Origin of the sequence: Streptomyces sp. NPDC020845 (assembly GCF_044334165.1) — a bacterium.
Lineage (GTDB): Bacteria > Actinomycetota > Actinomycetes > Streptomycetales > Streptomycetaceae > Streptomyces.
Window position 1 is genome coordinate 458,330 of record NZ_JBIRSJ010000005.1, and the last position, 19,969, is coordinate 478,298.

Genomic DNA, 19,969 nt, shown 5'->3' on the forward strand with positions numbered 1-19,969 from the left:
GTAACGGCCGGGCGCCAAGGGCGCAGCAGTCACTCCCGCCCCTTCGCCCTGCCGCGTCGGCCAAACGTCAACGGGGCCCGCCTCCTCTGCCCGGATCGGGCACCCGCAAACCAACTCTTGCCCGATTCGTGACCGACACCATGCCCAAGACGGACAACCTTCCAAGATCACCGACCGTCCCATAGCACGGAGAAGCAGCCGGAGACAACGTGCTGCACAAGGGGACGGGGTCACCAGGTTGAACAACAGTCGATCCGCCGCGCCTGCCGCCACGCGCAGGCAGGCGCTCGCCGCGCTGGCCGCGCTCACCGCCGCCACCACCGCGGCCTGCAGCGGCTCCTCGGGCGCCTCGCCCACCTCGGCCGTCCCGGTCCGGCCGCTGTCGCCGCGCCCCGCGGAGTCGTTCGCGAACACCGAGAACGCGCTGCTGCTGCAGATCCTCGCCCACCCCGACGACGACCTGTACTTCATGAACCCGGACGCCGAGCACATGCTGACCGCCGGGGTGCCCGTGGTCTGTGTGTACGTCACGGCGGGCGAGGCGGCGGGGATCAACCGGGAGGCCGGTACGCCCAGGCCGGGCGCGGACAAGGCCGCGTACTCCGCGGCCCGCCACCAGGGGCTGCGCCAGGCGTACGCGCAGCTGCTGGGGCTCGACAAGTTCACCCGCTGGCGGCGCTCGGTGCTCGAGCTGCCCGGCGGGGTCACGGCGGAGACGAACGTGCTGGGGAACGGCGGGCGCAGCGTGCGGCTGGTCTTCCTCAACATCGCCATGCTGTCCGCGGGGAACGTACGCATCCCCCAGCTGTGGAATCTCCCGGGCATCCTCATGCGTACGCTCATCGCCGCCGACTCCCCGGTCCGCACCCCCAGCACCTACCGCCACCAGACCCTCGTCGACGTGCTCGCCGGGATCATGGACCGCTACCGGCCCACCGTGATCCACACCCTGGACCCCGACCCCGACTTCCAGGTCCACGACGCCACCCACCCCCGCGACAACGACCAGCCGGGCTGCTCCGACCACCGGGACCACACCCCGGTCGCGCTGTTCGCCTGGAAGGCCATCGCGCAGTGGGCGGACGATGTGGCGCGGCGCGAGAAGCGGGCGCCGCGCTTCACGGTCACGTCGTTCCGCGGCTACTACAACCAGCGCTGGCCGCACAATCTGCCGCCCGCCGTGGTCGAGCAGAAGGCCCGCGCCGTGGCGGCGTACGGCGGCAGCCCGCAGTGGGACTGCGGCAACGCGGCGGGCTGCGGCGACTACGGGCAGGGCGGCACCCGGCCGCTGACCAACCGCAAGGGCTGGATCCGATCCACCCACTACCGCTACCCCAGCGCCCTGCCCACGCCGCTGACCGACCCCGACGGCCGCCTCGTCGCATACGGCGCGCTGGGCGCGCAGGCCGTGCGGTGGCGCGAGACCGCGCCCGGCAGCGGGCGCTTCGGCGCGCCGCAGGGCCTGGGTGGCGGGCCGCTGGCCCCGGCGCTGTGCGCGGTACGGGACGCCCGCGGCCGCCATGTGCTGGTCGCACTGCGCTTCTCCGCGCTGGACGGACAGGGCGGCGCCAACACTCGCGAACTGGTGGCGCTGGAGCAGCGCACCCCGGGCGGGCCGTTCCGGGCCTGGACCGGCCTCGGCACCCCCGACTCCGACCCCGAGCACGGCCGCCGCGTCGGCTGCCCGGCGGCCGTGGCCACCCCGGACGGCCGGGTCCATCTCTTCGTACGCACCGCCGACAAGGGCCTGGCCACCCGGATACGGGACGCGAACGGGGCGTGGGGCCCCTGGCAGCGGCTGGACGGCGGCGAGATCCAGGACGGACTGACCGTGCTGCTGGACCGGCAGGCGCGGGTCCATGTCGTCGCGGCGGGCCGTGACACCGTGCACCACTGGGCCCAGGACCGGCCGGACGGCCCGGTGGCGCTCCGGCCGCTCGCGGGCCTGCCGCGGCCGGGCGAGCAGCCGGGCGCGGTGCCCTCCCCGGACGGGTCGATCGCGCTGGTCTACCGCCCGCCCGCCGGTGCGGTGCCGTATCTGCACGATCTGCACGGCGCCGGCACCTCCGTACCGCTGCGCCACTTCGAGGGCTACGGGCCGGTCACCGCCCACGCCCTGGCCGCGTCCGGCGGCCGCCAGGGGCCGCTTCTGCTGCTGAGCCGGGATCTGAACGGCGAGGTCCAGGTCCAGTACGGCACAAAGCCCGCGGCCAAACCGCTGCGCCCCACGAGCCGGCTGGTCCCGGTGGGCACGCCGACGCTGCTTGCGGGCGAGGGGGAGCAGGTGCGCGTGGTGGGCATGTCCCCCGGCGCCACGCCCTGGATCTGGCGGCCCCGCGCCACGTCCCGGGCCTGACCGGCATACGCGAACACGCCAAAGGCCCCGCTCCACCGTCCTCGCGGACGGGGGTGCGGGGCCTTTGAGCAGCCCGCTCCGTAGAGCTGGAGCAGCGTCAGGTCACTTGACGATCTTGGTGACCTGGCCGGCGCCGACAGTCCGGCCACCCTCACGGATGGCGAACTTCAGGCCCTCCTCCATGGCGACCGGCTGGATCAGCTGGACCGACATCTCGGTGTTGTCGCCCGGCATGACCATCTCGGTGCCCTCGGGGAGGGTCACAACGCCCGTCACGTCCGTGGTACGGAAGTAGAACTGCGGACGGTAGTTGTTGAAGAACGGGGTGTGGCGACCACCCTCGTCCTTCGACAGGATGTAGGCCTGGGCCTCGAACTCGGTGTGCGGGGTGACCGAACCGGGCTTGATGATGACCTGGCCGCGCTCGACATCCTCGCGCTTGATGCCGCGGAGCAGCAGACCGACGTTCTCACCGGCCTGGCCCTCGTCGAGCAGCTTGCGGAACATCTCGATGCCGGTGACCGTGGTGGTGGTCTTCTCGGTCTTGATGCCGATGATGTCGACGGTCTCGTTGACCTTCAGCACACCGCGCTCGATACGGCCGGTGACGACCGTACCGCGACCGGTGATGGTGAAGACGTCCTCGATCGGCATCAGGAACGGCTTGTCGACGTCGCGCTCCGGCTGCGGGATGGCCTCGTCCACGGCCTCCATCAGCTTGAGGACGGACTCGCCCCACTCCTTGTCGCCCTCGAGCGCCTTGAGCGCCGAGACCTTGACGACCGGAAGGTCGTCGCCCGGGAACTCGTACTCGGAGAGGAGCTCACGCACCTCGAGCTCGACGAGCTCCATGATCTCCTCGTCGTCCACCATGTCGGCCTTGTTCAGGGCGACAACGATGTACGGAACGCCGACCTGGCGGGCCAGGAGCACGTGCTCCTTGGTCTGCGGCATCGGGCCGTCGGTGGCGGCGACCACGAGGATGGCGCCGTCCATCTGCGCGGCACCGGTGATCATGTTCTTGATGTAGTCCGCGTGACCCGGGCAGTCGACGTGCGCGTAGTGACGCGACTCCGTCTGGTACTCGACGTGCGCGATGGAGATGGTGATACCGCGCTGACGCTCCTCAGGAGCCTTGTCGATCTGATCGAAGGCCGAGGCCTCGTTCAGGTCCGGGTACTTGTCGTGCAGCACCTTGGTGATCGCCGCGGTAAGGGTCGTCTTACCGTGGTCGATGTGACCGATGGTGCCGATGTTGACGTGCGGCTTAGTCCGCTCGAACTTCGCCTTCGCCACTGGGGTCCTCCTGTGGAGTGGTTCTGTACGCATCCACACTTTGCGGATGGGTTCAGGTGGTCTTTCCGAACCGGCCAGGACCCCGAGGGGGATGCCCTTCGCCGTATTCGTGTGGGGGCCGGCGGCCGGGGCCCGTCACAGACGCCACGATGAGCGATCTGCGACGGAATGCCCCGATGCCTTTGCTCCAGCCTAAAGGGTGAGAAACGCGGATGAACCCGCCTTACTCGCCCTTGGCCTTCGCGATGATCTCCTCGGCGACGCTCCTGGGAACCTCGGCGTAGGAGTCGAACTGCATGGAGTAGCTGGCGCGACCGGAGGTCTTGCTCCGGAGGTCGCCCACGTAACCGAACATCTCCGACAGCGGAACCAGGCCGGTGACCAGCTTGGCGCCACTGCGGTCCTCCATGGACTGAATCTGTCCACGGCGGGAGTTGATGTCACCGATCACGTCGCCCATGTAGTCCTCGGGCGTGGTGACCTCGACCTTCATCATCGGCTCGAGCAGGGCCGGGGAGGCCTTGCGGGCGGCCTCCTTGAAGGCCATCGAGCCGGCGATCTTGAAGGCCATTTCGGAGGAGTCGACCTCGTGGTAGCCACCGTCGAGAAGCGTGACCTTGACGCCGGTCAGCGGGTAGCCCGCGAGCACGCCGAACTCCATGGCCTCCTGGCAGCCCGCGTCCACGGACGGGATGTACTCCCGCGGGATACGGCCACCGGTGACCTTGTTCTCGAACTCGTAGCCGTCGCCCTCGAGCGGCGCGATGGCGATCTGGACCTTCGCGAACTGGCCCGAACCACCGGTCTGCTTCTTGTGCGTGTAGTCGACCCGGTCGACGCTCTTGCGCAGCGTCTCCCGGTAGGCCACCTGCGGCTTGCCGACGTTGGCCTCGACCTTGAACTCACGCTTCATACGGTCGACCAGCACGTCGAGGTGCAGCTCGCCCATACCCGCGATGATGGTCTGGCCGGTCTCCTCGTTGGTCTTGACCCGGAAGGACGGGTCCTCCTCAGCGAGGCGCTGGATGGCCACACCCAGCTTCTCCTGGTCGCCCTTCGACTTGGGCTCGATGGCGACCTCGATGACCGGGGCCGGGAAGTCCATCGACTCGAGGATCACCGGGTTCGCCGGGTCGCAGAGGGTCTCACCGGTGGTGGTCTGCTTGAGACCCATGACGGCGACGATGTCGCCGGCACCCACCGAGTCGATCTCCTCACGCTTGTTGGCGTGCATCCGGTAGATCTTGCCGATGCGCTCCTTCTTGCCCTTCACGGAGTTCTGCACCTGGGTGCCGGTCTCCATGCGGCCCGAGTAGACCCGGACGAAGGTGAGCTTGCCGAGGTGCGGGTCGCTCATGATCTTGAACGCCAGGCCCGCGAACGGCTCGTCGTCCGACGGCTTGCGCTTGACGACCTCGTCGGGGTCCTTCACCGAGTGGCCCTCGACGGCCTCGATGTCCAGCGGCGAGGGGAGGTAGCGCACGACCGCGTCGAGCAGCGGCTGAACACCCTTGTTCTTGAAGGCGGTGCCACAGAACACGGGGGTGATCGTCGGCGAGCCCTCGGTGCCGGTGGAGGCGATGGTGATACGGCGGATCGCCGCGTACAGCTGCTCCACGGTGGGCTCCTCGCCCTCCAGGTACAGCTCCATCATCTGCTCGTCGTTCTCGGCGACGGCCTCGAGGAGCTTGCCGCGCCACTCGTCGGCGGCCTCGAGGTGGGTGTCCGGGATGTCGACGGTGTCGTACATCTCGCCCTTGGTCGCCTCGGCGGACCAGACGAACGCCTTCATGGTGACGAGGTCGACGACGCCCTTGAAGTCGGCCTCGGTACCGATCGGCAGCTGCATGACCAGCGGCACCGCGCCCAGGCGGTCCACGATCATGTCCACACAGCGGTGGAACTCGGCACCGGTGCGGTCGAGCTTGTTGACGAAGCAGATACGCGGGACGCCGTAGCGGTCCGCCTGACGCCACACAGTCTCGGACTGCGGCTCCACACCGGCCACACCGTCGAACACCGTCACAGCGCCGTCGAGCACGCGCAGCGAGCGCTCCACCTCGACGGTGAAGTCGACGTGGCCCGGGGTGTCGATGATGTTGATGGTGTGATCGACGTTCTCGAGCGGCCAGTGACAGGTCGTCGCGGCCGACGTGATCGTGATGCCGCGCTCCTGCTCCTGCTCCATCCAGTCCATGGTGGCAGCGCCATCGTGGACCTCACCGATCTTGTAGCTCACACCGGTGTAGAACAGGATCCGCTCGGTGGTGGTCGTCTTGCCCGCGTCGATGTGGGCCATGATCCCAATGTTGCGGACCTTGGCCAGGTCAAGTGAAGTGGTGGCCATATGGCTCAGTCTTCTCTCGGTTCTCGATGGGGTAGCGACTACCAGCGGTAGTGCGCGAAGGCCTTGTTGGACTCGGCCATCTTGTGGGTGTCCTCGCGACGCTTGACGGAGGCGCCCAGACCGTTGCTGGCGTCCAGCAGCTCGTTCATCAGACGCTCGGTCATGGTCTTCTCGCGACGGGCGCGGGAGTAGCCCACGAGCCAGCGCAGCGCGAGGGTGGAGGAGCGGCCGGGGCGAACCTCGACCGGCACCTGGTAGGTGGCGCCACCGACGCGGCGGGAGCGGACCTCGAGGGTCGGCTTCACGTTCTCCAGCGCGCGCTTGAGCGTGATGACCGGGTCGTTGCCGGACTTCTCGCGCAGGCCCTCCATGGCGCCGTAGACGATGCGCTCGGCGGTGGAGCGCTTGCCGTTCAGCAGCACCTTGTTGATGAGGGAGGTCACCAGAGGAGAGTTGTAGACCGGGTCGATGATGACCGGGCGCTTCGGGGCGGGGCCCTTACGAGGCATTCTTACTTCTCCTTCTTGGCGCCGTAGCGGCTGCGAGCCTGCTTGCGGTTCTTGACGCCCTGCGTGTCGAGGGAGCCGCGGATGATCTTGTAGCGAACACCCGGCAGGTCCTTCACACGGCCGCCACGCACGAGCACGATGGAGTGCTCCTGGAGGTTGTGGCCCTCACCCGGAATGTAAGCGGTGACCTCGATGCCGCTGGTCAGACGCACACGCGCGACCTTACGCAGGGCCGAGTTCGGCTTCTTCGGGGTGGTCGTGAAAACACGCGTGCAGACGCCACGACGCTGGGGCGAACCCTCGAGCGCGGGCGTCTTGTTCTTCTCGACCTTGTCCTGCCGGCCCTTGCGGACCAGCTGCTGGATCGTAGGCACCGTTTCTCCGGTTTCTGTGTGCCAGTCTCGATAAAGCTAACCTGGGGTTTCTCCGACCCACGCGGTCGGGTGTGTCGCGCACTGCAGACCCCCGCGCAGATTGCGGGAGAGTGCAGATTGTTGGTGTCGACACCTCGGTCTCCCGGGGAGGCCCCTCCGGGCCATGAGGCCGCTGAAGAGTGCGCATACGGGAGCCCAGGGACACCCCAGGCACAAGGTCAGAGCGTACCTACCGCATCGGCTCCGGTCAAAACAAATGCACACGCGGCAAGGCACACCGGCCCGCAAGCATAGCCGCAGGGCGGCCACCCCGCCATGGGGTAGCCGCCCTGCGCCCGCGGATACGGGATTACTGGTTGTACGGACCGTAGTCGTAGTCCTCCAGCGGGACCGCCTGGCCGGAGCCCGTGCCGAAGGGCGAGTAGTCGATGTCGTCGTAACCGACGGCCGAGTACATCGCGGCCTTCGCCTCCTCGGTCGGCTCGACCCGGATGTTGCGGTAGCGGGACAGGCCCGTACCGGCCGGGATGAGCTTACCGATGATCACGTTCTCCTTGAGGCCGATCAGGGAGTCCGACTTGGCGTTGATCGCCGCGTCGGTGAGCACCCGGGTCGTCTCCTGGAAGGACGCCGCCGACAGCCAGGACTCGGTCGCCAGCGAGGCCTTGGTGATACCCATCAGCTGCGGACGGCCGGAGGCCGGGTGGCCGCCTTCCTGGACCACACGACGGTTCTCGGACTCGAAGCGCGACCGCTCCACCAGCTCGCCCGGCAGCAGCTCCGCGTCGCCGGACTCGATGATCGTCACCCGGCGCAGCATCTGCCGGATGATGATCTCGATGTGCTTGTCGTGGATCGACACACCCTGCGAGTTGTAGACCTTCTGGACCTCGCCGACCAGGTGCACCTGGACGGCGCGCTGGCCGAGGATGCGCAGCACGTCGTGCGGGTTGGTGGCACCCAGGGTCAGCGGCTGGCCGACCTCGACGTGATCGCCCTCGTCCACCAGCAGACGGGCTCGCTTGGAGACGCCGAAGGCCGTCTCGTCGGAGCCGTCGTCCGGGGTGACGACGATCTTCTTGGTCTTCTCGGTCTCCTCGATCCGGACGCGGCCGGCCGCCTCTGAGATCGGGGCGACACCCTTGGGCGTACGGGCCTCGAAGAGCTCGACGACACGCGGCAGACCCTGGGTGATGTCGTCACCGGCCACACCACCGGTGTGGAAGGTACGCATCGTCAGCTGGGTGCCGGGCTCACCGATGGACTGGGCGGCGATGATGCCGACCGCCTCGCCGATGTCCACCAGCTTGCCGGTCGCCAGCGAGCGGCCGTAGCAGAAGGCACAGGTGCCGACGGCGGACTCGCAGGTGAGGACCGAGCGGGTCTTGACCGTCTCCACGCCGTGCCGCACGAGCTGGTCGATGAGCACATCGCCCAGGTCGACGTTGGCCGGCGCGATGACCTTGCCGTCCACAACGACGTCCTCGGCGAGCATGCGCGCGTACACGCTGGTCTCGACGTCGTCCGTCTTGCGCAGCACGCCGTCGGCGCCCCTGGTCGCGATCGCGAGCTTCAGACCGCGCTCGGTGCCGCAGTCCTCCTCACGGATGATCACGTCCTGGGAGACGTCCACCAGACGACGGGTCAGGTAACCCGAGTCGGCGGTACGCAGCGCGGTGTCCGCGAGACCCTTACGGGCACCGTGGGTGGAGATGAAGTACTCCAGCACGGAGAGACCCTCACGGAACGACGCCTTGATGGGCCGCGGGATGGTCTCGTTCTTCGCGTTGGACACCAGACCACGCATACCGGCGATCTGACGCATCTGCATCATGTTTCCGCGAGCACCCGAGTCGACCATCATGAAGATGGGGTTGGTCTTCGGGAAGTTCGCGTTCATCGCGTCGGCAACCTCGTTGGTCGCCTTGGTCCAGATCGAGATGAGCTCCTGGGTGCGCTCATCCTTGGTGATCAGACCACGCTCGTACTGCTTCTGGACCTTCTCGTCCTGCGCCTCGTAGCCCTCGATGATGGCCTTCTTGGCCTCGGGGACGACGACGTCGGAGATCGCGACGGTGACACCGGAACGGGTGGCCCAGTGGAAACCGGACGCCTTCAGATTGTCCAGGGTCGCCGCGACGATGACCTTCGGGTAGCGCTCGGCGAGGTCGTTGACGATCTCGGAGAGCTGCTTCTTGCCCACCGAGTAGTCGACGAACGGGTAGTCCTCGGGCAGCAGCTCGTTGAAGAGCGCGCGGCCCAGGGTGGTGCGCAGCCGGAAGCTGTCACCCGGCGTCCAGGCAGGCTCGCCCTCCTCCGGAACCGGCGGGGTCCAGCCACGGGGCGGGACGGTGCCGATCGGGAAGCGGATGTCGATCTTCGCCTGGAGCGAGAGCTCGCGGGCGTCGAACGCCATGATCGCCTCAGCGGTCGAGCCGAACGCCCGGCCCTCGCCGATGACCTTCCGCTCCTCCTCGTCGGTGGTGAGGAAGAACAGACCGAGCACCATGTCCTGGGTGGGCATGGTCACCGGGCGGCCGTCGGCCGGCTTGAGGATGTTGTTCGAGGACAGCATCAGGATGCGGGCCTCGGCCTGGGCCTCCGCGGACAGCGGCAGGTGCACGGCCATCTGGTCACCGTCGAAGTCCGCGTTGAACGCGGTGCACACGAGCGGGTGGATCTGAATGGCCTTGCCCTCGACCAGCTGCGGCTCGAAGGCCTGGATGCCCAGACGGTGCAGGGTCGGCGCACGGTTCAGCAGCACCGGGTGCTCGGCGATGACCTCTTCGAGCACGTCGTACACGACCGTGCGGCCGCGCTCGACCATGCGCTTGGCCGACTTGATGTTCTGCGCGTGGTTCAGGTCCACCAGGCGCTTCATCACGAACGGCTTGAAGAGCTCCAGCGCCATGGCCTTGGGCAGACCGCACTGGTGCAGCTTGAGCTGCGGGCCGACGACGATGACCGAACGGGCCGAGTAGTCGACTCGCTTGCCGAGCAGGTTCTGGCGGAAACGACCCTGCTTACCCTTCAGCATGTCGCTGAGGGACTTCAGCGGACGGTTACCGGGACCGGTCACCGGGCGGCCGCGGCGGCCGTTGTCGAACAGCGCGTCGACGGCCTCCTGCAGCATCCGCTTCTCGTTGTTCACGATGATCTCGGGGGCACCGAGGTCAAGGAGACGCTTGAGGCGGTTGTTCCGGTTGATGACGCGGCGGTACAGGTCGTTCAGGTCGGAGGTCGCGAAGCGGCCACCGTCCAGCTGCACCATCGGACGCAGGTCCGGCGGGATCACCGGGATGCAGTCCAGCACCATGCCGTTGGGGCTGTTGCGGGTCTGCAGGAAGGCGGAGACGACCTTGAGGCGCTTGAGCGCACGGGTCTTCTTCTGGCCCTTGCCGGTCCGGATGATCTCGCGGAGCTTCTCGGCCTCCTCGTCGAGGTCGAAGGACTCCAGGCGCTTCTGCAGGGCAGCGGCGCCCATGCCGCCCATGAAGTACGTGCCGAAGCGGTCACGCAGCTCACGGTAGAGCAGCTCATCGCCCTCCAGGTCCTGGACCTTGAGGTTCTTGAAGCGGTTCCACACCTCGTCGAGACGGTCGATCTCGCGCTGGGCGCGGTCGCGCAGCTGCTTCATCTCACGCTCGGCGCCCTCGCGCACCTTGCGGCGCACATCGGCCTTGGCGCCCTCGGCCTCCAGCTCGGCGAGGTCCGCCTCGAGCTTCTTGGCGCGGGCCTCCAGGTCGGCGTCGCGGCGCTGCTCGATCTGCTGGCGCTCGACGGAGACATGGGCCTCCAGCGAGGGCAGATCGCGCGTACGGCGCTCCTCGTCCACCCACGTGATCATGTAGGCGGCGAAGTAGATGACCTTCTCCAGGTCCTTCGGGGCAAGGTCGAGCAGGTAGCCCAGGCGCGACGGAACGCCCTTGAAGTACCAGATGTGGGTGACGGGAGCGGCCAGCTCGATGTGGCCCATCCGCTCACGGCGCACCTTGGCGCGGGTGACCTCGACACCGCAGCGCTCACAGATGATGCCCTTGAAGCGGACGCGCTTGTACTTGCCGCAGTAGCACTCCCAGTCCCGGGTCGGACCGAAGATCTTCTCGCAGAAGAGTCCGTCCTTTTCGGGCTTGAGGGTGCGGTAGTTGATGGTTTCCGGCTTCTTGACCTCACCGTGGGACCACTGACGGATGTCGTCAGCGGTGGCGAGGCCGATCCGCAGCTCGTCGAAGAAGTTGACGTCGAGCACTTGTCGTCAATCCCTCTTTCAGGGTCGTGTCTTCGGGTCTGACTGGGGGTCCGGGGAGAGGCCGGGGCGGTCGCGGTGGACGATCGTCCCGGCCAGACCCGTCAGACCTCTTCGACGCTGCTCGGCTCGCGCCGCGACAGGTCGATACCGAGCTCCTCCGCAGCGCGGAAGACGTCCTCGTCGGTGTCGCGCATCTCGATGGACATGCCGTCGGACGACAGCACCTCCACGTTGAGGCACAGGGACTGCATCTCCTTGATGAGCACCTTGAAGGACTCAGGGATGCCGGGCTCGGGGATGTTCTCGCCCTTGACGATGGCCTCGTAGACCTTCACTCGGCCGGTGACGTCGTCGGACTTGATGGTCAGCAGCTCCTGGAGGGCGTACGCGGCGCCGTAGGCCTCGAGCGCCCACACCTCCATCTCACCGAAGCGCTGGCCACCGAACTGAGCCTTACCACCCAGCGGCTGCTGGGTGATCATCGAGTACGGACCGGTGGAGCGGGCGTGCAGCTTGTCGTCCACCAGGTGGTGCAGCTTGAGGATGTACATGTAACCGACGGAGATCGGGTCCGGGAACGGCTCGCCGGAGCGGCCGTCGAAGAGCCGGGCCTTACCGGACGACTGGACCAGGCGGTCGCCGTCGCGGTTCGGGATCGTCGAGTCGAAGAGACCGGAGATCTCGTCCTCGCGGGCGCCGTCGAAGACCGGGGTCGCGACATTGGTGCCCGGCGCCACCTCATCGGCGCCGATCGCCTGCAGCCGCTGCATCCACTCCTCGGAGCCTTCGACCTTCCAGCCGCGGGAGGCCAGCCAGCCGAGGTGGATCTCCAGGACCTGTCCCGGGTTCATTCGGGACGGGACACCCAGCGGGTTGAGGATGATGTCGACCGGGGTGCCGTCCTCCAGGAACGGCATGTCCTCGACCGGCAGGATCTTGGAGATGACGCCCTTGTTGCCGTGGCGGCCGGCGAGCTTGTCACCGTCGGTGATCTTGCGCTTCTGCGCCACGTAGACGCGGACCAGCTGGTTCACGCCCGGGGGCAGCTCGTCGCCCTCCTCGCGGTCGAAGACGCGCACGCCGATGACCTTGCCGATCTCGCCGTGCGGCACCTTCAGCGAGGTGTCACGGACCTCACGGGCCTTCTCGCCGAAGATCGCGCGCAGCAGGCGCTCCTCCGGGGTCAGCTCGGTCTCACCCTTCGGGGTGACCTTGCCGACCAGGATGTCGCCGGCCACGACCTCGGCGCCGATGCGGATGATGCCGCGCTCGTCGAGGTCGGCCAGGACCTCCTCGGAGACGTTCGGGATGTCCCGGGTGATCTCCTCGGGGCCGAGCTTGGTGTCACGGGCGTCGACCTCGTGCTCCTCGATGTGGATCGAGGAGAGGACGTCGTCCTGCACCAGACGCTGGCTGAGGATGATCGCGTCCTCGTAGTTGTGGCCCTCCCACGGCATGAACGCCACCAGGAGGTTCTTGCCGAGCGCCATCTCGCCGTCCTCGGTGGACGGGCCGTCGGCCAGCACCTGGCCGGCGATCACCCGCGCGCCCTCGTCCACGACGACCTTCTGGTTGAAGGAGGTGCCCTGGTTGGAGCGGGAGAACTTGGCCACCCGGTAGGTGTTGTAGGTGCCGTCGTCGTTGGCCACCGTCACGTAGTCGGCGGAGACCTCCTGGACGACACCGTCCTTCTCGGCCTTGATGACGTCACCGGCGTCGACCGCGCAGCGGTACTCCATGCCGGTGCCGACCAGCGGGGACTCCGCCTTGATCAGCGGCACGGCCTGGCGCATCATGTTCGATCCCATGAGCGCGCGGTTGGCGTCGTCGTGCTCGAGGAACGGGATCATGGCGGTCGCGACCGACACCATCTGGCGCGGCGAGACGTCCATGTAGTCGACGTCGTCGCCCGGGATGTAGTCGACCTCGCCGCCCCGGCGGCGGACCAGGACGCGGTTCTCGGCGAAGTGCAGATCGTCCGTCAGCGGCGCGTTGGCCTGCGCGATGACGAATCGGTCCTCTTCGTCGGCCGTCAGGTAGTCGACCTCGTCGGTGACGACACCGCCGACGACCTTCCGGTACGGGGTCTCGATGAAACCGAACGCGTTGACCCGGCCGTACGAGGCGAGCGAGCCGATCAGACCGATGTTCGGGCCTTCGGGCGTCTCGATCGGGCACATGCGGCCGTAGTGCGACGGGTGCACGTCTCGGACCTCGAAGCCCGCCCGCTCACGGGACAGACCACCGGGGCCCAGCGCGTTCAGACGACGCTTGTGGGTCAGACCCGACAGCGGGTTCGTCTGGTCCATGAACTGCGACAGCTGGCTGGTGCCGAAGAACTCCTTGATGGAGGCGACGACCGGCCGGATGTTGATCAGGGTCTGCGGCGTGATCGCCTCGACGTCCTGAGTCGTCATGCGCTCACGGACGACGCGCTCCATACGGGCCAGACCCGTACGGACCTGGTTCTGGATCAGCTCGCCGACGTTACGGATACGGCGGTTGCCGAAGTGGTCGATGTCGTCGGTCTCGACGACGATCATCTGACCGTTCTCGCCGACCGTCTCGGTCTCACCGGCGTGCAGCTTCACCAGGTACTTGATCGAGGCGATGACGTCCTCGACCGTCAGGACGCCCGCGTCCAGCGGAGCGGCCGCACCCAGCTTCTTGTTGACCTTGTAGCGGCCGACCTTCGCCAGGTCGTAGCGCTTGGGGTTGAAGTAGAGGTTCTCGAGCAGCGTCTGCGCGGCCTCACGCGTCGGGGGCTCGCCCGGGCGCAGCTTGCGGTAGATGTCGAGCAGCGCGTCGTCCTGGCCCTGGGTGTGGTCCTTCTCCAGGGTGGCGCGCATGGACTCGTACTCGCCGAACTCCTCGAGGATCTGCTCGGTGGTCCAGCCCAGCGCCTTCAGCAGAACGGTGATGGACTGCTTGCGCTTGCGGTCGATGCGGACACCGACCATGTCGCGCTTGTCGATCTCCATCTCCAGCCAGGCACCCCGGGACGGGATGACCTTGACGGAGAAGATGTCCTTGTCGGACGTCTTGTCGATGGAGGAGTCGAAGTACACACCCGGCGAGCGCACCAGCTGAGACACCACGACACGCTCGGTGCCGTTGATGACGAAGGTGCCCTTGTTGGTCATGAGCGGGAAGTCGCCCATGAAGACCGTCTGGGACTTGATCTCACCGGTCTCGTTGTTGGTGAACTCGGCCGTGACGAAGAGCGGAGCGGCGTACGTGAAGTCGCGCTCCTTGCACTCGTCGATCGAGTTCTTCGGGGGCTCGAAGCGGTGATCGCGGAAGGTCAGGGACATCGACCCGGAGAAGTCCTCGATCGGGGAGATCTCCTCGAAGATCTCTTCCAGACCGGACTTGGTGGGGACGTCCTGACCGCTGTCCAGCGCAGCCTCGACGCGAGCCTTCCAGGCAGCATTGCCGAGCAGCCAATCGAAGCTCTCGGTCTGCAGCGCAAGGAGGTTCGGAACCTCGAGAGGCTCCTTGATCTTCGCAAATGAGATGCGCAGCGGGGCGGTGCTGGCGCCGTTGTTCGTATTGGCAGTCGAGGCGTTGCGCGAGGCGGCCAAGAGGGGGTCCTTCCGAGGGCTCGGACTCACTACGCGCGTGCCGGTCCCAACTCGAGCCAGAGAAGGAAATCCCTGGTCAGAGAGATATCCTCGGCCGTGCTCTCAGGTGGGCATGCCCCTGGTGACGGGCAGGAGGCAGCTAACAGGCAGCGCAAAGGGTCAGTGTAGCCACTTGGCACACTGATGTCCAGCTCCGAGTTTCTGAGACCGGCAGAGCCAATCTCTCCCTCCGGTGAGGGGGCCGCTCCCCCTCGTTGTCTTCTCGTTGTTTTCGAACGCCTGCAGCCACTCATGCGCCTCAAGCGCATATCGATACTGCCCGCTTCGCCGACGATCCATGCCTCGGACTTGGATCGGTGTGACGTCGCGTCCTGAGAATTGCGCGCTGCGTGCCGTTCGTCAAGGCCCCCCACTCCGGCGAGATCGTCACAGGGCGTGGCGACGGGCAACGAAGATCACCATACCCGCAGGGACCGACAAGGCAACGCAGCCGTGACGGAACCGCCGAAGGGCGACCACCCCAACGGGTGATCGCCCTTACGGAACGGGAGCGGGTCAGCGGGCCCGGCAGGGCCCCTGAACCCTCGGGTCACTTGACCTCGACGGAGGCGCCGGCGCCCTTGAGGGACTCGGCGGCCTTCTCGGCCTGCTCCTTGTTGACCTTCTCCAGGACCGGCTTCGGGGTGCCGTCGACGAGGTCCTTGGCCTCCTTCAGACCCAGCGAGGTCAGCTCACGCACGACCTTGATGACCTGGATCTTCTTCTCGCCGGCGCCGGTGAGGATGACGTCGAACTCGTCCTTCTCCGGCTCGGCCTCGGCCGCGGCACCCGGGGCACCCGGGGCGACGGCGATGGCGGCCGGGGCGGCGGCGGTGACGTCGAACTTCTCCTCGAAGAGCTTCACGAACTCGGAGAGCTCGATGAGGGTCATCTCCTCGAACTGGGCGAGCAGGTCTTCCTGGCTGAGCTTCGCCATGATGGCGGTCCTTCCACTAAATCGGCTGGTGCCGGATGTACATGTCGGCGGGCACGGGCCCGCTGGGCAGCGGGAGAGTTACTCCGCGGCCTCGGCGGGAGCCGGCTCGCCGGCACCGCCCTGCTCTTCCTTCTTGACGCGAAGCGCCTCCGCCGTGCGGACGAACTTCGACGGGAGCGCCTGGAAGAGCGCCGCAGCCTGGGACTGCTTGCCCTTCATGGCGCCCGCCAGCTTGGCGAGCAGCACCTCGCGGGACTCGAGGTCCGCGAGCTTCTTGATCTCGTCGGCGGACAGCGCCTTGCCGTCAAGGACACCGCCCTTGATGACGAGAGCGGGGTTCTCCTTGGCGAAGTCACGGAGACCCTTCGCCGCCTCGACCGGGTCACCGGTCACGAAAGCGACGGCCGACGAACCCGCGAACAGGTCGTCGAGCGTGGTGATCCCGGCCTCGTTGGCCGCGATCTTGGTCAGCGTGTTCTTCACCACACGGTACTGAGCGTTCTCACCGAGCGAACGGCGCAGCTCCTTGAGCTGCGCGACGGTGAGACCGGTGTACGCGGTCACAACAGCAGCGTTGGAGGTACGGAACTTGTCCGTCATCTCCTCGACGGCCGCGACCTTGTCAGGCCTCGCCATGAGCCTCGGCCTCCTTCCGGGTGATGAGGACCGCATCGGCCGGGCAAGGAGGCTGAACAAAACGAAACGCCCCGGCGCAGGCGCTCGGGGCGTAACTCGACCGTACGGGCTCGCGGCCCGATCGGGAGTCCATCCACAATCACCTGCGCAGGTCGTCCGCAGCTAGCGGATCCTTCGGCCGCCGCGCCCCCGGGGAGGCACAGCAACGACCAGCGGTCTTTGGCTTCGGTGGAAGGCTACGCGAACGGGCCGCGGCCAGGCAAATCGGCTCTCGGGCAGGTCACTGCTGGGCGAGGGCGTCCTCGAAGTTCATGGTGTCCGAGGCCAGCGGCTCCTCGACGGTGACCTTGGTGCCGTAGTCCGAGTAGTAGACCGTCGAGTCGTACTTCCCGTTGTTGCTGTCGGCCTGCTCCCGCTTCTTGACCAGCAGGTTCTTACCGTCGATCCACAGGTCGATGGTCTCGGTCTCCATGCCGGAGGTCTCCAGCTGCTTCTGCAGCGCCGTGAGGTCGCTCTCGGAGAGGTCCTTGGACTGCATCTTGGCCAGCTCGGAGACCTTCACCGTGCCGGTGTAGTGGGTCGCCTTGACGCCCTTGACCGACTCCGAGCCCACGCTCTTGACCTGGCCGGTGGCGATCAGCAGCTGCACCGAACGCGCCGGGTCGGTGTTCTGCATCTGGTCCTTGAGGAACTCGCCGGAGGCGCCGGCCTGCTTGGCCAGGGTGTCGTAGTCGTACTTCATCCAGTGCTTGCCGCCCGCCTGCGCCGCGAACTCGGGGCCGAGGTTCATGAACATCGCGTCGGGCGTGTAGCGAGCCTCCATGGGCTTGCCCGCCAGCGGCGAGTTCTGGACCGACCCGCCCTTCTGCGTGATGGTCATGTTGGCGCGCATACCGTCCGCCCAGTCCATCGCACCGGACATGGTCGAGTTCTGCGCACCCATCTGCGTGGTGCCCTCGACCTTGGCCGAGTGCTGCTGGTCCGTCTGCTGCGAGGCGAGCTTGAGGGCGGCGAGCGGGCCGCCCACCGACTCGGCGGCCTTGTCGGAGCCCTTGTTCGACTTGTCGCTGTCGGCCTTGTCGCTCCCACAGGCCGTGAGACCGGCCACCAGAACCACACCGCTGAGCACCGCCGCACTCCGAGCAGCGAAACGAGTACCGCGCACAGGTCCCCCTATGTCTTTGCTTCTTATTTATCTTTTACGACTGCTGAGACTGTATCTGAGGGGACGCCCAACGCAGTGAGCCGGGTTCCCGCCCTCCACTCGGGAGGTGCGGGAACCCGGCTCACAGGGGTTGAGTGCCGCCTCATACGGCACTCAGAGCGCGCTCAGCACGCGTTCTGGCGCGTGCTCAGAGCGTGCTCAGACGGCCTCGTCCTCGACCAGCAGGTTGCGGGTGCGGTTGGCGTCCAGCGGGATGCCAGGGCCCATGGTGGTGGTCAGGGTCGCCTTCTTGATGTAGCGGCCCTTGGCGGCGGACGGCTTGAGACGGTTGATCTCCTCGAGCGCCGCGGCGTAGTTCTCCACCAGCTTGGCCTCGTCGAAGGAGACCTTGCCGATGATGAAGTGCAGGTTCGAGTGCTTGTCGACGCGGAACTCGATCTTGCCGCCCTTGATGTCGGTGACGGCCTTGGCCACGTCGGGGGTGACGGTGCCGGTCTTCGGGTTCGGCATCAGACCACGCGGACCGAGCACCCGGCCCAGGCGGCCGACCTTGCCCATGAGGTCCGGGGTGGCGACGACGGCGTCGAAGTCCAGCCGGCCCTTGGACACCTCGTCGATCAGCTCGTCGGAGCCGACGATGTCGGCGCCGGCGGCCTCCGCGGCCGCAGCACGGTCACCGGTCGCGAAGACCAGGACCCGGGCGGTCTTACCGGTGCCGTGCGGAAGGTTCACGGTGCCACGGACCATCTGGTCGGCCTTGCGCGGGTCGACACCCAGACGCATGGCCACCTCGACGGTCGCGTCGAACTTGGCGGCGGAGGTCTCCTTGGCGAGCCGAACGGCCTCGAGCGGGGCGTACACGCGCTCCCGGTCGATCTTGGCGTCCGCGCTGCGGAGAGTCTTGCTGCGCTTCACTGCTGCTCCTGAAAGGTTGTGGAGTCGTGGTCCGGGCCGCGCTTGGCCCTGCCACGGTGGTGCTACGGGAGTGTCAGCCCTCGACCGTGATGCCCATGGAGCGGGCGGTGCCGGCGATGATCTTCTCGGCGGCGTCCAGGTCGTTGGCGTTCAGGTCGGGCATCTTGGTGGTGGCGATGTCGCGGACCTGGTCGCGGGTGATCTTGGCGACCTTGGTCTTGTGCGGCTCGCCGGAGCCCTTCTCCACACCCGCGGCCTTGAGGATCAGCTTGGCGGCCGGCGGAGTCTTGGTGACGAAGGTGAAGGAACGGTCCTCGTAGACCGTGATCTCCACCGGCACGACCATGCCGCGCTGCGACTCGGTCGCGGCGTTGTAGGCCTTGCAGAACTCCATGATGTTGACGCCGTGCTGGCCCAGCGCGGGGCCGACCGGCGGAGCCGGGTTCGCGGCACCGGCCTGGATCTGGAGCTTGATCAGCCCCGTGACCTTCTTCTTCTTGGGAGGCATGCTCTCTCCGGGTCTTAGTGAGAGGTGATTCGCCTCCGAACCGGATCATCCGGATGGAGGCATACCGCACAACAGTAACGGGTATAGCTGTGCGGCCTAAAACCGAGCAGGTCAGACAGGCCGCGAAAGCCCGTCTGACCTGATCGGAAGGTTCGTATGGTCAGTTCTTCTGGATCTGGTCGAAGCTCAGCTCGACCGGGGTCTCCCGGCCGAAGATCTCCACCAGGCCCTTGACCTTCTTCGAGTCGGCGTTGATCTCGTTGATCGTCGCCTGAAGCGTCGCGAAGGGGCCGTCGGTGACCGTGACCGAGTCGCCCACCTCGAAGTCCAGCACCTGGACCTCGACCTTGCGGCTCGGCGCCGGCAGACCCGCCTCCTCGGCGGCGGCCTTGGCGGCCTTCTCCTCGGCCTCCGGGGCGAGCATCTTGACGATCTCGTCCAGGGTCAGCGGGTACGGGTCGTACGCGTTGCCCACGAAGCCGGTGACGCCCGGGGTGTTGCGGACCACGCCCCAGGACTCGTTCGTCAGGTCCATGCGCACCAGCACATAGCCGGGCAGCTTGTTCTGGCGCACGGTGCGGCGGTCGCCGTTCTTGATCTGGACGACCTCTTCCTGCGGCACCTCGGCCTGGAAGATGTAGTCCTCGACGTTCAGCGATACGGCGCGCTGCTCGAGGTTGGTCTTCACGCGGTTCTCGTAGCCCGCGTAGGTGTGGATGACGTACCACTCGCCGGGGAGGGTACGCAGCTCCTCACGCAGGGCCTCGACCGGGTCGACCGCGATCTCTTCTTCGGCGGTCTCTTCCTCGGCCTCTGCGTCAGCCTCTTCTTCGGCCTCTTCTGCGTCGGCCTCGGCAGCGTCCTCGGCCGCCAGGACAGCGTCCTCGTCCTCGACGCGGACCGCATCCTTCTCGGCCGGCTCTCCCGCCTCAGCCTCCGCAGCCTCGGCCTGGTCCTCATCGGCAGCCTCGATGATGTCGAGCTCGTCCTCATCGGACTCGACGGCCGCGGCGGCCTCGTTCAGGTTCGGGTCAGACACGGTGGCTGCTTCTTC

At 67.2% G+C, this 19,969-nt stretch carries 13 protein-coding genes; 1 reads left to right on the forward strand and 12 read right to left on the reverse strand.

What is annotated here, in order from left to right; translation table 11 throughout:
- Positions 1-238 precede the first annotated feature (238 nt).
- Entirely contained in the window at positions 239-2,356 is a 2,118-nt protein-coding gene (locus ACH4U7_RS15160; protein WP_398528373.1) for a PIG-L family deacetylase, read from the forward strand.
- Between the two features lie 102 nt (positions 2,357-2,458).
- On the opposite strand, the gene tuf is transcribed toward ACH4U7_RS15160, so the two are convergent.
- From tuf to nusG, 12 genes are all read right to left on the reverse strand, one after another.
- The gene (gene tuf, locus ACH4U7_RS15165; RefSeq protein ID WP_358631128.1) at positions 2,459-3,652 is read right to left on the reverse strand and encodes an elongation factor Tu; all 1,194 of its coding nucleotides are present in this window, start codon (positions 3,650-3,652) and stop codon (positions 2,459-2,461) included.
- 223 nt (positions 3,653-3,875) lie between these two features.
- Positions 3,876-5,999 (reverse strand): elongation factor G, encoded by a 2,124-nt coding sequence (gene fusA / locus ACH4U7_RS15170; RefSeq protein WP_385613834.1) that lies wholly within the window; start codon positions 5,997-5,999, stop codon positions 3,876-3,878.
- A gap of 38 nt (positions 6,000-6,037) precedes the next feature.
- Positions 6,038-6,508, reverse strand: a complete 471-nt coding sequence (gene rpsG / locus ACH4U7_RS15175; protein WP_014178748.1) for a 30S ribosomal protein S7 — start codon at positions 6,506-6,508, stop codon at positions 6,038-6,040.
- Positions 6,509-6,510: 2 nt separating this feature from the next.
- Positions 6,511-6,882 carry a 30S ribosomal protein S12 gene (gene rpsL, locus ACH4U7_RS15180; protein WP_003948652.1) on the reverse strand — a complete coding sequence of 124 codons (372 nt, stop codon included), beginning with the start codon at positions 6,880-6,882 and terminating at the stop codon, positions 6,511-6,513.
- A 349-nt stretch (positions 6,883-7,231) separates the two neighbouring features.
- Positions 7,232-11,131: a DNA-directed RNA polymerase subunit beta' gene (locus ACH4U7_RS15185; protein ID WP_398528374.1), complete on the reverse strand. Its 3,900-nt coding sequence runs from the start codon at positions 11,129-11,131 to the stop codon at positions 7,232-7,234.
- Between the two features lie 101 nt (positions 11,132-11,232).
- A complete protein-coding gene (gene rpoB / locus ACH4U7_RS15190) occupies positions 11,233-14,715 on the reverse strand; it encodes a DNA-directed RNA polymerase subunit beta (protein WP_398528375.1) in 3,483 nt (1,160 codons plus the stop codon).
- A 589-nt stretch (positions 14,716-15,304) separates the two neighbouring features.
- Positions 15,305-15,691 carry a 50S ribosomal protein L7/L12 gene (rplL, locus tag ACH4U7_RS15195; RefSeq protein WP_089509708.1) on the reverse strand — a complete coding sequence of 129 codons (387 nt, stop codon included), beginning with the start codon at positions 15,689-15,691 and terminating at the stop codon, positions 15,305-15,307.
- 78 nt (positions 15,692-15,769) lie between these two features.
- The gene (gene rplJ, locus ACH4U7_RS15200; RefSeq protein WP_065962956.1) at positions 15,770-16,327 is read right to left on the reverse strand and encodes a 50S ribosomal protein L10; all 558 of its coding nucleotides are present in this window, start codon (positions 16,325-16,327) and stop codon (positions 15,770-15,772) included.
- 280 nt (positions 16,328-16,607) lie between these two features.
- Entirely contained in the window at positions 16,608-17,456 is an 849-nt protein-coding gene (locus tag ACH4U7_RS15205) for a hypothetical protein (protein WP_398528376.1), read from the reverse strand.
- Positions 17,457-17,690: 234 nt separating this feature from the next.
- Entirely contained in the window at positions 17,691-18,407 is a 717-nt protein-coding gene (rplA, locus tag ACH4U7_RS15210) for a 50S ribosomal protein L1 (protein WP_385613819.1), read from the reverse strand.
- 73 nt (positions 18,408-18,480) lie between these two features.
- Positions 18,481-18,915 (reverse strand): 50S ribosomal protein L11, encoded by a 435-nt coding sequence (gene rplK / locus ACH4U7_RS15215; RefSeq protein ID WP_030412999.1) that lies wholly within the window; start codon positions 18,913-18,915, stop codon positions 18,481-18,483.
- A gap of 160 nt (positions 18,916-19,075) precedes the next feature.
- Complete coding sequence (gene nusG / locus ACH4U7_RS15220; protein ID WP_398528377.1) at positions 19,076-19,954, reverse strand: transcription termination/antitermination protein NusG; 879 nt, start codon at positions 19,952-19,954, stop codon at positions 19,076-19,078.
- Positions 19,955-19,969 lie beyond the last annotated feature (15 nt).

What these genes read in the sequence shown, in the direction of transcription:
- fusA (WP_385613834.1), bottom strand. Translation starts at nt 5,999, where the DNA reads ATGGCCACCACTTCACTTGACCTGGCCAAGGTCCGCAACATTGGGATC.
- rpsG (WP_014178748.1), bottom strand. Translation starts at nt 6,508, where the DNA reads ATGCCTCGTAAGGGCCCCGCCCCGAAGCGCCCGGTCATCATCGACCCG.
- rplL (WP_089509708.1), bottom strand. Translation starts at nt 15,691, where the DNA reads ATGGCGAAGCTCAGCCAGGAAGACCTGCTCGCCCAGTTCGAGGAGATG.
- rplJ (WP_065962956.1), bottom strand. Translation starts at nt 16,327, where the DNA reads ATGGCGAGGCCTGACAAGGTCGCGGCCGTCGAGGAGATGACGGACAAG.
- rplK (WP_030412999.1), bottom strand. Translation starts at nt 18,915, where the DNA reads ATGCCTCCCAAGAAGAAGAAGGTCACGGGGCTGATCAAGCTCCAGATC.